Source organism: Streptomyces toxytricini (assembly GCF_014649915.1).
In the GTDB taxonomy this organism is placed as follows: Bacteria; Actinomycetota; Actinomycetes; order Streptomycetales; family Streptomycetaceae; genus Streptomyces; species Streptomyces toxytricini.
This window is the reverse complement of record NZ_BMTY01000025.1, coordinates 52,150-63,975: the sequence shown is the minus strand read 5'-3', so window position 1 is coordinate 63,975 and position 11,826 is coordinate 52,150. Positions and strand designations below refer to the sequence as shown.

The 11,826-nt window shown below is 74.4% G+C and carries 11 protein-coding genes and 1 pseudogene; 8 read left to right on the top strand and 4 right to left on the bottom strand.

Annotated features, from left to right (window positions below; all coding sequences use genetic code 11):
• Nucleotides 1-145: 145 nt before the first annotated feature.
• Nucleotides 146-508: an STAS domain-containing protein gene (locus IE170_RS27410; protein ID WP_189812139.1), complete on the top strand. Its 363-nt coding sequence runs from the start codon at nt 146-148 to the stop codon at nt 506-508.
• Between the two features lie 115 nt (nt 509-623).
• The gene (locus IE170_RS27405; protein ID WP_189812138.1) at nt 624-1,106 is read left to right on the top strand and encodes an ATP-binding protein; all 483 of its coding nucleotides are present in this window, start codon (nt 624-626) and stop codon (nt 1,104-1,106) included.
• 202 nt (nt 1,107-1,308) lie between these two features.
• On the opposite strand, the gene IE170_RS27400 is transcribed toward IE170_RS27405, so the two are convergent.
• On the bottom strand, nt 1,309-2,241 hold the full coding sequence (locus tag IE170_RS27400; protein WP_189812137.1) for a SigB/SigF/SigG family RNA polymerase sigma factor: 933 nt from the start codon (nt 2,239-2,241) through the stop codon (nt 1,309-1,311).
• A gap of 155 nt (nt 2,242-2,396) precedes the next feature.
• On the bottom strand, nt 2,397-3,872 hold the full coding sequence (locus IE170_RS27395) for an aminotransferase class I/II-fold pyridoxal phosphate-dependent enzyme (RefSeq protein ID WP_189812136.1): 1,476 nt from the start codon (nt 3,870-3,872) through the stop codon (nt 2,397-2,399).
• Nucleotides 3,873-4,056: 184 nt separating this feature from the next.
• On the opposite strand from IE170_RS27395, the gene IE170_RS27390 reads away from it, so the two are divergent.
• Complete coding sequence (locus IE170_RS27390) at nt 4,057-4,236, top strand: hypothetical protein (protein ID WP_189812135.1); 180 nt, start codon at nt 4,057-4,059, stop codon at nt 4,234-4,236.
• Between the two features lie 93 nt (nt 4,237-4,329).
• On the opposite strand, the gene IE170_RS27385 is transcribed toward IE170_RS27390, so the two are convergent.
• The gene (locus IE170_RS27385) at nt 4,330-5,271 is read right to left on the bottom strand and encodes a GNAT family N-acetyltransferase (RefSeq protein WP_189812134.1); all 942 of its coding nucleotides are present in this window, start codon (nt 5,269-5,271) and stop codon (nt 4,330-4,332) included.
• A gap of 272 nt (nt 5,272-5,543) precedes the next feature.
• Here IE170_RS27385 and IE170_RS27380 point away from each other — a divergent pair, with 272 nt between their 5' ends.
• The 3 genes and pseudogenes from IE170_RS27380 to IE170_RS27370 form a co-directional block, all read left to right on the top strand.
• Nucleotides 5,544-6,983: a carotenoid oxygenase family protein gene (locus IE170_RS27380; RefSeq protein ID WP_229885216.1), complete on the top strand. Its 1,440-nt coding sequence runs from the start codon at nt 5,544-5,546 to the stop codon at nt 6,981-6,983.
• A 126-nt stretch (nt 6,984-7,109) separates the two neighbouring features.
• The gene (locus IE170_RS27375) at nt 7,110-7,871 is read left to right on the top strand and encodes a metallophosphoesterase family protein (RefSeq protein ID WP_189812132.1); all 762 of its coding nucleotides are present in this window, start codon (nt 7,110-7,112) and stop codon (nt 7,869-7,871) included.
• 121 nt (nt 7,872-7,992) lie between these two features.
• Nucleotides 7,993-8,334 (top strand): annotated as a pseudogene (locus IE170_RS27370) (LuxR C-terminal-related transcriptional regulator); the annotation flags it as partial.
• 15 nt (nt 8,335-8,349) lie between these two features.
• Here IE170_RS27370 and IE170_RS27365 read toward each other — a convergent pair.
• Entirely contained in the window at nt 8,350-8,577 is a 228-nt protein-coding gene (locus IE170_RS27365; RefSeq protein ID WP_114055748.1) for a hypothetical protein, read from the bottom strand.
• Between the two features lie 245 nt (nt 8,578-8,822).
• On the opposite strand from IE170_RS27365, the gene IE170_RS27360 reads away from it, so the two are divergent.
• Complete coding sequence (locus IE170_RS27360; protein ID WP_189812131.1) at nt 8,823-10,424, top strand: MFS transporter; 1,602 nt, start codon at nt 8,823-8,825, stop codon at nt 10,422-10,424.
• 162 nt (nt 10,425-10,586) lie between these two features.
• Nucleotides 10,587-11,826: hypothetical protein (locus IE170_RS27355; protein ID WP_229885215.1), on the top strand; the 1,240-nt coding region annotated here is incomplete at its 3' end.

Below are 11,826 nucleotides of genomic sequence, written 5' to 3'. Positions count from 1 at the left end.
CCCGTATGGCCGCGCCCCGTGACGCCCCCCGCCGCCCGCCGACTGCGGCCGGGGCTTGGCCGTGCGGGGGCGGCTTGCGTAAAGTCGAGGGGCACTCTCTGGAGGAACGACACCCATGCCAGCCGAGAACGAGCAGGGAGCCGGTATGACGACCGGACACCCGCAGGAGGCACCGCTGACGGTGCAGGTCCGCCACACACAGGGCCGCCAAGCGGTCTGCCGTGTGGCAGGGGACCTCGACATCGAGACGCTCGCACCCGCGCAGGAGTCGCTGTCGGGGCTGCTCGGACAAGGGCCGCCCGTCCTCGTGGTCGACCTCGAAGAGGTCGGGTTCTGCGACTCGTCCGGCCTGAACCTGCTGCTCAGGACACGCTCGGCGGCCCTGGAGGCGGGCATTGACTTCCGCCTCGCCGCGGTCGCCCCGACGGTCATGCGTGTCCTCGAACTGACCGGCGCGCGAGCCGTCTTCTCCATCCACGACTCGGTCGACGCGGCCCTCGCGGTATGACCGGCCCGTTCGCACGCGCACCCGAGGGGCATAATCCGTGCGGGCCGGGGCATCCGACCGGACGAACCGCAAACACGGCCACCACGGCACGCCTGATTCGGAGGGGTACCCGCACATGACGACCAGCCCGGGCACCCTTGACGACGGCCGCCCCGAGGAGAGCATGTTGCCACCCGGCGGCCAGCGGCGCCGCATGCCGCTGGCCGGACTGCCCAAGCCCGTGGCGCGCGCCCGCGGGTTCACCTCGCAGGCCCTCGACGACTGGTCGTGGTCCGACACCTCGTACGGGGTGGACCAGGGAGTCGTGGAGGACATCGTCCTCGTCGTGGCCGAACTCGTCGCCAACGCCATGCTGCACGCAGGCGGGCCGCTGGAACTCGTCCTGGACGCCACGCAGTCGAGGCTGCGGGTCGAGGTCAGCGACGGCGATCCGACACTGCCGGCGCCGCGGCGCCCGCACCAGCCGGCCCTGCCCGGCGGGCACGGGCTGTTCATAGTCCAGCGGACCTCCGACCGCTGGGGCGCCGAACGGCACGGCATGGGCAAGACGATCTGGGCGGAGTTCGACGTCGCCCGGCTGGCGCCCGGCCGCCGCTGAGCCCTGTAGGAAGTCAGACCGTACGAGCACGCTGCCGCGGACGCGGCGGGCCGGTGGGCGCACTCCGCCCGTCGGCCCTTTCGCATGTCCGCGCATCTTCCGGCCGGTTCGCGGCGCCGCCCGACGGGCCCGGAGGCCAACGCGCACCGGCGCGGTACGCCGTGTACCGCGCCGGTGCGCTGGGAGGTGCCCGCGGGGGCGGTCAGGAGGCGAGCATGCCTTCCCGCAGGCGGGTGAGGATCCGCGAGAGCAGGCGGGAGACCTGCATCTGCGATATGCCGAGCTCGGCGCCGATCGCGGCCTGGGTCATCTCGCTCCCGAACCGCATGGCCAGGATGCGGCGGTCGCGGTCGTCCAGGCGGGCGAGGAGCGGGGCGAGGGTCGTGAAGTCCTCGAACAGCTCCATGGCGGGGTCGGTCTCGCCGAGCGTGTCGGCGAGGGTGCGGCGGCCCGGGCGGGCGGATCCGGGCTGCGCCTCGGAATCCGCGGCGGCGTCGAGGGACTCCGAGGTGTAGCCGTTGGCCGCGACCATGCCCTCGATCACCTCTTCCTCGCCGATGCCGAGGTCGCCGGCGATCTCGGCGACCGTCGGGGAGCGGCCGAGGAGGTCCGAGAGCGCCTCCTGGCTCTTGGCGATGTCGGTGCGCAGCTCCTGGAGCCGCCGCGGCACGTGCACGGCCCAGGTGGCGTCGCGGAAGTACCGCTTGATCTCGCCCACGATGAACGGCAGGGCGAGCGTCGTGAACTCGACCCCCCGGTCCGGGTCGAACCGGTCGATCGCCTTGATGAGCCCGATGGTGCCGACCTGCACGATGTCGTCCAGCTCCACCCGGCCCTGGCCGGTGCGGTTGCGGAACCTGCGCGCGGCGTAGTGCACCAGGGAGATGTTCATCTCGATGAGGGTGCCGCGCACGTACTGGTACTCGCTGGTGCCCTCCTCCAGCGAGCGGAGCCGGACGAGGAAGAGCTTCGACAGCTCGCGCGCATCGGCCGGGGCCATCTCGCGCGGCGGGGTGTGGGGCGGCAGCAGGTCGAGGGAGCCGGCGGCTCCACCGGCTCCCGGGTCCGCTCCCCGTACCGCCTCGTCGAGGTCGGCCGGGCGGACGGACTCGGCAACTGCTGCAGAGCGAAGCATGGTGAGGCCCTTTCTGCTGACGGCGGACGCTTTCCGCGCCACTGCCCCGCATCCGCGCGCGTAAGCGGTCCGGCTCCGGATTTCCTTGCGGAAGGGGTCGGATTTCGCCACGTCCGGCGCCTGCGGGGGCGCCGGAGGCCTCTCCGGGGGGCGCTCTACCGGGCCTCCCGGGTGTCCGCGACGACACGCAGCGTGCGCAGGGAGGAGTCGGCGGCGTCCGGGACGACGACGCCGTGTGCGACGCCGCTGCGCAGGTAGTCGACGATCTCCTCGGTGATCACCTCGCCGGGGGCGACGGCGGGGACGCCCGGCGGGTACGGGCTGAGGAGCTCGGCGGCGATCCGCCCCGCGGCCCGTTCGGCGGGGACGTGCTCCGCCGGGGCGAAGAACGCGTCCCTCGGGAGCATGGCCTGTTCCAGCTCCAGGTCGGAGGGGGCGGGCAGGTGGACGGGCGGCTGCCGGTCGAGGGAGTCCGCGTGGTCGGACAGGGACCGGAGCGCGGCGAGCAGGGTCTCCTCGGTGGCGTCGTCGTCGGCGTGGGTGATCGACGCGCTGATCCGGCAGGTGTCGGAGCCGCCCACGTCGACGTGCCGGTGGGCGCGCAGCCATTCGGCGGCCTGCATGCCGCTGATGCCCAGGGCGCGGACGTCGATGACGAGCTTGAGGGGGTCGAATCCGGCGGCGAGGCCCTCGTCGACGACCTCGCGGTCCATGAGCCGCAGCCCGGGGATGTCGCGGACGGCGGCGCGGATCCGCCGCACGCGGTGCAGGGCCGCTTCGAGCAGGTCGTGCCCCTGCTCGGCCATCTGGCGCCGCCAGCCGTCCAGGGTTGCGTAGACGAGGGTGGAGGCGCTGGTGGTCGCCAGGAGGTCCTCCCGCTGGGCCAGGACCTCGGGGGAGATCCGGTCGTACTGGAGGTGGAAGACGGAGCTCTGCTCGATGGCGCCGCCCATCTTGTGGACGCTGGTGACGACCAGGTCCGCCCCGTGGTCCATGCCCCACGGCGGCAGGTCGGGGTGGAAGGGCAGGTGGGCGCCCCAGGCCTCGTCGACGATGAGCGGGACGTCGGCGTCGTGGCAGACGCGGGCGACGGCGTCGATGTCGGCGCAGGTGCCCCAGTCGGTGGGGGTGATGAGCAGCATGCCCTTGGCGTCGGGGTGCTCCTTGAGACGGCGGCGGACGTCGTCCGCCTCGGGCGGGTGCGCGAGGTGGCGTTCCGTGTCGAACTTCGGGTGGACCCAGATCGGCTCGACGCCGTTGATGACGACGGCCGAGATCACCGACTTGTGGGCGTTCCGGGAGAGCAGGAGCTTCTCACCGGGGCCGGCGGCGGCCAGCATGGCCGTCTTCACGGACAGGGAGCTGCCGCAGGTGGAGAAGAAGGCGTGCTCGGCGCCGACGGCGTCGGCCATCAGCTCCTGCGCCTGGTCGAGGACGCCGCGGGACTGGCGCCGGTCGTCGAGGCCGTTCAGGAGGAGGACGTCGGAGCGGAACAGGCCGAGGCCGAGCGCCTCGGCGACCCGGGGGTCGGTGCCCCGGCCCTGTTTGTGGCCGGGCGGGCCGTACACGACGTCCCCGCGCCGCCGGAACTCCTCGAGGGCTTCCAGTACCGGGGCACGCGAATGGTCCATGGTTCCTCCCGTGGTCGTGGACGCGGGGGCCCTTCTCCGCGGCGGTGCGGCCGGGTGGGCTCCTCTCGCGTCTTGCCCGGTCCTTCCGGGCGAAACGGGGCGGCCCGGGCGGCGCGTGCTCCGGGGCCGGGCGGGTAGGCGCGCCTGCAGCGGCCCGATGTCTCCCGTACTGCCGGAGGAAGCCATGCCGTACACCGCGAACGACCGCGTCGTCTACCGCGACGGCCGCGAGGAGCCGCAGCGGGGGCGGATCCAGGAGGTGCGGGACGAGGGCCCGCACGCGGTGTACCGGATCCGGAACGACGCGACCGGAGAGATCCAGGTGATCACCCAGGAGCAGATCGCCGGCGGCGGGGCCGGCTGAGGCCGGCGAGCCCCGAGGACTTGTCGCCGCAGCTCCTGACCGGGCCGTGACGGCGGCTGTGACGGCGGTCGGCGGGCGCGCGTGCGGCGCGGGTCAGCCGGCCGGCGCCGAGTGGACCAGGCGGATCTCCGCCGTGCGGTATCCGGCGCGGGCGAAGGCGGCCGCCATGGGCGTGTTCCCGGTGTCCGTGGTGGCCGTGATGCGCTCCGCTCCGGCCTCGGCCTGGAACAGGGTGATCCAGGCGAGGATCTCGTCCACGTGGCCCCGGCCGCGCATCTCCGGCACGACGCCGAGGTAGCCGACGTTGCGGTGGTACGGGGTCGCGGACGGCAGGGCGAGCCCGACGAGCTCGCCGCCGGGGGTCCGGGCCAGGCGCCACCACGAGCGCTCCCCGGGGCAGGACAGGTAGAACTCCATGTCGCCGCGCGCGGTCGCCTCGGCCCCGTCGCGCGCGAGGCCGCGGCGGGTCTCCTCGTCCAGGCTGCCCTCGGCGACGCGCCGGAAGGCGTCCAGGAACTCCTCGTCGGACCCCTCGTGGAAGACCAGCCGCCCGGCGGGCGCCGGCAGCCCGCTCTGCGGAGTCCATTCGAGGCGCAGCCGCTCCACCTCGTCGGTCAGGCCTGCGGCGAGCGCGGCGGCCCTCCGCCAGGACACGGCGGCGGTGACGTCCGGCCGGTCGCGCCAGTCGGCGGGCAGCGTCAGGTTGTAGAGCGGGGGCTTTCGTGCGCCCTGGGCCGCGAACGCGTCCAGGGCCGCCGCGAGCAGGCCGGCCGCGAGGGCCGCCCGGTCCGGTACGGCGTCGTCCACGTGCAGGCAGTCCAGGGCTATGGGATGTTCGCTGTCGGGCCGCCCCCACCACAGGGCCCGACCGACGATGCGGTCGCCGTCCTCGGCGATCCAGGACCATTCGGGCCGGTACATGCGCTGCGCGAGCTCGGCGCGGTAGCGGTCGGCGGCCACCGAGCCGACGGGGTCCCCGACGGTCACCGCGGCGACGCGGTCGAGGTCGGATTCGGTGGCGCAGCGGAACGGCATGCGGTCTCCCGGGGTGCGCCCGTCGGCGCGGTGTGCGGACGAATCGTGCCGCGGCCGGTTCGCGGCCGCGCGGACTCGATGATCACAGACGGGGCGGCGAGCCCGCACTTCCATATCGGGCACGGCGCCGGCGTCCGCGCGGCTGCGGCCTCGTGCGCCTGGCACGCCCGGGCGGTCCGCGTTTGACTGGAAGGCGACACACGCGTCCGCGGACCGGCGGGATGCCTTGCCCCCCGACCGCGCCGGCGCCGCGGGCGAGGCCGGAGGTACCCGTGAACACGCAGTCGCCGCCCCGCTTCGACCCCACCCGCGTCCCCCACCTGCTGGGCCCTTTCGCCCCCGTCAGCGAGGAGGTCGACGTCGAGGAGCTGGAGGTGATCGGCCGGATCCCGGACGGCCTCGACGGCATGTACCTGCGCAACGGGCCCAATCCGCGCTTCACACCGATCGGCTCGTACCTGTACCCGGTCGACGGCGACGGCATGGTGCACGGCGTCCGGCTCACCGGCGGCCGCGCCCGCTACCGCAACCGCTTCGTCCACACCCCGGCGATGGCGGCCGAGGAGAAGGCCGGGCGGGCCCTGTGGGGCGGGCTCGAATCAATGGTCACGCCGGACGCGGACCAAGTCGGTCCGCTGCTCGCCGGCACCTTCAAGGACCTGCCTGACATCAATGTCGTCCGGCACGCGGGGCGGATGCTGGCCCTCGCCGAGTCGGCGTGCCCGTACCGGATCGACGCCGAGCTGGCGACCCTCGGCCGCGAGGACTTCGACGGCGCCCTGCCCGCGGGGATCACCGCCCACCCCAAGATCGATCCCGTGACCGGCGAGATGGTGGTGTTCTGCTACGCCCTGGAGCCCCCGTACCTGACCTGGTCGGTCATCGGCCGCGACGGCGCCGTCACCCGCGGGCCGACGCCCGTCGACGGCGCGGACGAGCCGGTGATGATCCACGACATGGCGCTGACAGGCCGGTACGTGGTGCTGGTCCTCGCCCCCGCCTTCTTCGACCTGCGGGCGGCCGCGGCCGGGGGATCCTTCCTCGCCTGGCGGCCCGAGCGCGGCACGCGCGTGGCGCTGGTGCCGCGGGACGGCGGGCCGGTGCGGTGGGCGGAGGGCGAGGCCTTCTGGCTGTGGCACACCGTCAACGCGTACGACGACGGGGGCGGGGCGGACGCCGCGGTCGTCCTGGACTACGTGGAGTGGAGCCGCCTGACGCTGGGCAGCGGAGGGAGCGGGGACGGCGCGGGGGAGGTGACCGGCGGGCCGGCCCGCGCCCGCATCGACCCGGCCTCCGGCACCATGTCCCGCACGCTGCTGGACGACTGCCGGGTGGAGTTCCCGCGCATCGACGACCGGCTCCTCGGCCGGCCCCACCGCCGCGCCCCGTTCGCCACCGGGACGGGCCGGGCGGACCTGCTGCCCGGCGAGTACGACGCGGTGCGCTGGTACGACACCGCCACCGGCGCCTCGCGGGTGTGGCCGGCGGGCGACCTCGCGGTCGGCGAGCCCGTCTTCGCGCCCGAGCCGGGCAGCGGGTCCGAGGAGCACGGGTACTGGCTGACCTTCGCCACCGACCGCACCGAAGGCACGAGCTGGTTCCTCGTCTTCGCGGCCGAGGACCCGGAGTCGGGGCCGGTGGCCCGGGCCCGGGTCCCCGTACGGGTCCCGCTGGGCCTGCACGGCTGCTGGCTGCCCTCGGACGGGGGCTGAACGGCGGGCCCCCGGCCATCCGCGGAGCCCGCTGGCCACACACGCCGTCTCCCGGAGGGCAGCCCCGGAGTACGCTCCGGGCGAAAGGCCGCGCCGATCGGCCGTGGTGGCCCCACGGTGGTGACCATGCCGAACCGAGTGGCCGTCCTGTCCGACATCCACGGCGTCCTGCCCGCCCTGGAGGCGGTGCTCGCCGAACCGGACGTCGCCACCGCCGACCGCATCGTGCTCACCGGCGACATCGCCGCCGGCCCGCAACCGGCCCCGGTCCTCGACCTGCTGGCCGGCCTCGGCGACCGCGTGGCCTGGGTCAGCGGCAACGCCGACCGGGAACTCGTCGAGTACCGCCGGGGACGGCGCGACACGATCCCCGATCCGATCGCCCCCTGGGCAGCCGAACAACTCCGCGAGGACCATCTCGACCGCCTCGCCTCGCTCCCGCGCTCGCTCTCCCTGTCCGTCAACGGCCTGGGAGAGGTGCTGTTCTGCCATGCCACTCCCCGCGACGACGAGGAGGTCGTCCTGGTCGACTCCCGCCTCGACCGCTGGAAGGAGGTCTTCGACGGGCTGGACACCGGCATCGGGACCGTGGTCTGCGGCCACACCCACATGCCGTTCGTCCGCCTCGCCCACGGCCGACTCGTCGTCAACCCCGGCAGCGTCGGCATGCCCTACGGGCGAAGCGGCGCGCACTGGGCCCTCCTCGGCCCGGGGGTCGCACTCCGCACCACGCACTTCGACCTCGGGGCGGCAGCCGCCCGGCTCGGCCGGGAATCGTCCTACCCCGACATCGCCGAGTGGGCCGACTACTTCCTGAACGCCCGCGCGACCGACGCCGACGCCCTCGCGGTCTTCGCCCCACGGGACGGACGCGGCCGCAACCCGTGACACCCGCCCGCCGGCCGGCCGTCGTGTATCCGGGTACACCCCGGTCCGGTATCCCGGACCAGTGCCCCCGCGCCCGCCGGGCGGGATCGTCGGGGGCATGCGAAGAACACGTGTGGACATCGTCGGGTACCTGCTGAAGGACCGGGTCACCGACACCGCGCAGTTCGTCGACGCGGTGCGCCGCGTCGCCGCGGGCGGCACGGTGATGGACCCGCAGGTGATCTCGCGGCTGCTGTCGCGCGGCGAGGCCCGGGGGACGACCGACAGTCTGACGGGGCGGGAGCGGGACGTCCTGGAGCTGATGGCGGCGGGCAGGTCGAACGCGGCGATAGCGAGCGCCCTGCACATCAGCGAGAGCGCGGTCGCCAAGCACACCGCGGGCATCTTCGCGAAGCTGGGCATCGGGCCGTCGGCGGACGACAACCGCAGGGTGCTGGCGGTGCTCGCCTACCTGAAGCGGTGACCCCGGGCCGCCGGGTCAGGCGACCGCCGGCCGCTGGGCGGCGAGGCGGGCCAGGTGGGCCTCGCGGAGGTCCTCCCAGGGCGTGCAGTCCTCCGGCGCGGGGAGCCCGTTGGCGGCGATGTCCTCCAGGGCGGCGGCGAACCGGTCGGCGCCGGCCCGGGTGCGGGCGGCGTACGCGCGCACCGCGTCGGCGGCCGCGGGATCCAGCTGCTGCCGGGCGGCGGGGGCCGGCTGTTCGCTCATCGGGAGCTCCTGGGAGTTCAACTGGCTGGCCCCCTTACGGTATCGCCCGGCCCGGCCCGCGGCGGCCCGTACGCGGGATCCCGCCCCCCGGGGGACCCGTCGCCCGCGTGATGCCGTCCGGCGCCGGCGGAGCCCGCCGGGCGACATGCGCCGGCAAATGCGCAGCCCGCGCCCGGGGGGTCCGTACCGTGTGGGCAGGGTGGCCGTCATGCTCCCGGGGGTGGCCCCGGGCCAGGAGGTGCGCAGTGCGGCGATGGCGGGCTCTGCTGGTGCTGGGAACCGCGCAGTTCCTGATGGTGCTGGACACCTCGGTCATGAACGTCTCCATCAGCGCGCTCGTGGAGGACTTCGACACCGACGTCACCGCCATCCAGGCCGTGATCACCCTGTACACGCTGGTGATGGCGGCGTGGATGATCACGGGCGGGAAGGTCGGCGACATGATCGGCCGCCGCCGGGCCTTCACGGTGGGGCTGTGCGTGTACGCGGTGGGCTCGGCCCTCACGGCGGTCTCGCCCGAGCTGTGGGTCCTGACGATCGGCTGGTCGGTGGTCGAGGGCTTGGGCGCCGCCCTGGTCCTCCCCGCCCTGGCGGCCCTCGTGGCGGGCGCCTACCAGGGCCGCGACCGGGCCGTGGCGTACGGGGTGATCGGCGGGCTGGCCGGGGCGGGCATCGCGATCGGCCCGCTGCTGGGCGGATGGGTGACGACGTACCTGACGTGGCGCGTCGTCTTCGCGGGCGAGGTGGTGATCGTCGTCGCGATGCTGTGCGTGGTGCGGTGGGTGGAGGAGCCGCCGCGGCCCGCCCGGCCGCCCCGCCTGGACGGGGTGGGCGCGGTCCTGTCGGCGCTCGGGCTGGGCGGGGTGGTGCTGGGCATCCTGCAGAGCGGGACGTGGGGGTGGGTGGAGCCGCGCGACGCGCCGTTCACCGTCCTCGGCTTCTCCCCCACGCTCTTCGTCGTCGCCGCCGGCGGCGTCCTGCTGTGGCTGTTCCGGGTGTGGGAGCGGCGGCGCGAGGCCCGCGGCCGGGACGCGCTCGTCGACTTCTCCCTGTTCGGCGTGGCGCCGCTGCGGGCGGGGCTCGCGATGCTGCTGGGTCAGAACCTCGTCCTGCTCGGCCTGTTCTTCGTCATTCCGCTGTACCTGCAGATCGTGCAGGGGCTCAACGCCTTCGAGACGGGCCTGCGGCTGCTGCCGGTGTCCGTCATGATGTTCCTTTCCGCGATGAGCGGCCCGCTGCTGGGCCGGGTGGCCTCCCCGCGCACCGTGGTGAGGGCCGCCCTCGCCGTCCTGCTCGCCGCCGTGGTGTGGCTGCTCGCGGCGATCCGGCCGGAGCTCGACGACGCGTCCTTCGCCGGCGCGATGGCCCTGCTCGGCGTCGGCATGGGCCTGCTGGCGTCGCAGTTGGGCAACGTCGTGCAGTCGAGCGTCGCGGAGAGCCGCCGCAGCGAGGCCGGCGGCCTGCAGTACACCGCGCAGAACCTGGGCTCCTCGCTCGGCACCGCCCTGATCGGCTCGGTGCTCGTCGTCGCCCTCTCCACCGTCTTCGTCCGGCAGATCGCGGACGATCCGGCCATCTCCGACGCGGTGCGCGAGCAGACGGGCATCGCGATCGACCGCGGGGTCGGCTTCCTGTCCACCGACCAGGTGCGTACGGCGGTCGAGGACTCCGGGGTGCCCGCCGCGGAGGCCGACGCGTACGTGGACGCGTACGCGCAGGCGCAGCTGCGCGGACTGAAGACGGCGATCCTCGCCGTCGGCGGCATCACCCTGGTCTGCCTGCCCTTCAGCCGCCGGCTGCCCGCCGAGCGGCCCGGCAGGCCGGCAAAGGCGCCTGCCGCGCCCTGACCGGGCCCCCGCACCCCGCCGCGCCGCACCCGCCGCCTGCCTCACCTGGGACGGGTGAGGCAGGCGGCCGTGCGCGGCGGGCACGGTGGAGGTCCGACCGGGCCGGGGTCGGGGCTCCCCGCCTGCGATCACCGGCGCGCCGGGCGGCAGTGAGGAGGAAGCATGGACCCCACCGCACCGGGCCCCGACGAGCGCGGGACCCCCGCCGCGGAACGCCCGCTGACCCCGCAGGAGCGCGCGGAGTACGAACGGCTGCGCAAGTCGGCCTCGGTGCGCCACCGGCGGCTGCGCTACACCGGCGCGACGGTCCTGCTCCTGCTGGCGCTGCTGCTGTCGCCGGTCGGCGTCATCGCGGCGTGGCTGCACAACACGGTCTCCGATCAGGACCGGTACGTGCAGACGGTCGCCCCGCTCGCGCAGGAGCCGGCCGTGCAGAACGCGGTCACCGACAAGCTGACGAACGCGGTCGTCGCGAACGTCGACGTCAAGGCCGTCACCGACGCCCTCCAGCGTGCTTTGCAGCAGGCGGACGCCCCGCCGGTGGTGGTGGAGAGGTCCGAAGCGCTGGAAGGCCCGCTGAGGAGCGCCCTGACCTCCGCGGTCCGCGCCGTGGTGTCCAAGGTCGTGACCAGCGACCAGTTCGAGACGGTGTGGACCGAGGCCAACCGGCGGGCGCAGGCCGCGGTGGAGAAGGTGCTGACCGGTGAGGGGTCGAGCGCCGTCCAGGCCAGCGGGGACACCATCGTGCTGGACATCGGCACGCTGACCGACGAGCTCAAGCAGCGCCTCGTCGAGTCCGGCTTCGAGAAGGCCTCCGCCATCCCCGAGGTGAACAAGCAGGTGCCGCTGCTCCAGGTCGACAAGCTCAACCAGGCCCAGGACGCGATGCGGCTGCTGAACACCGTCGGCGTGTGGCTGCCCATCGCCGTGCTCGTGCTGGCAGCCTTGGGCGTGTGGGCCGCTCCCGCGCACCGGGTGTGGCTGATGGCGACGGCCATCGGGCTGTTCGTGATGATGCTCCTGCTGCTCGTCGGCCTGGCCGTGGCCCGGCGGATCTACCTCGACTCGGTCCCCCCGGCGACCCTCCCGCCGGACGCCGCGGCCGCCGTGTACGACACGTTCGTACGCTTCCTGCGGCTGAGCACGCGCACGCTCCTCGTCCTGTCCGTGGTGACCGCGCTGGCCGCCTACCTGTACGGGCCCGGGCGCGGCGCCCGGCTCGTCCGCCGGGCCGGGGTCCGGTCCACGGGCGCGGCCGGCCGGGCCCTCGAACGCCTGGGCATGCGCACCGGCTCCACGGGCCACTGGCTGCAGGAGCACCGGGCCTGGACGACCGGCCTGGTCATCGCCGGCGGCGCGCTCGCGCTGCTGCTGTGGAACTACCCGACACCGGGAGTGGTGG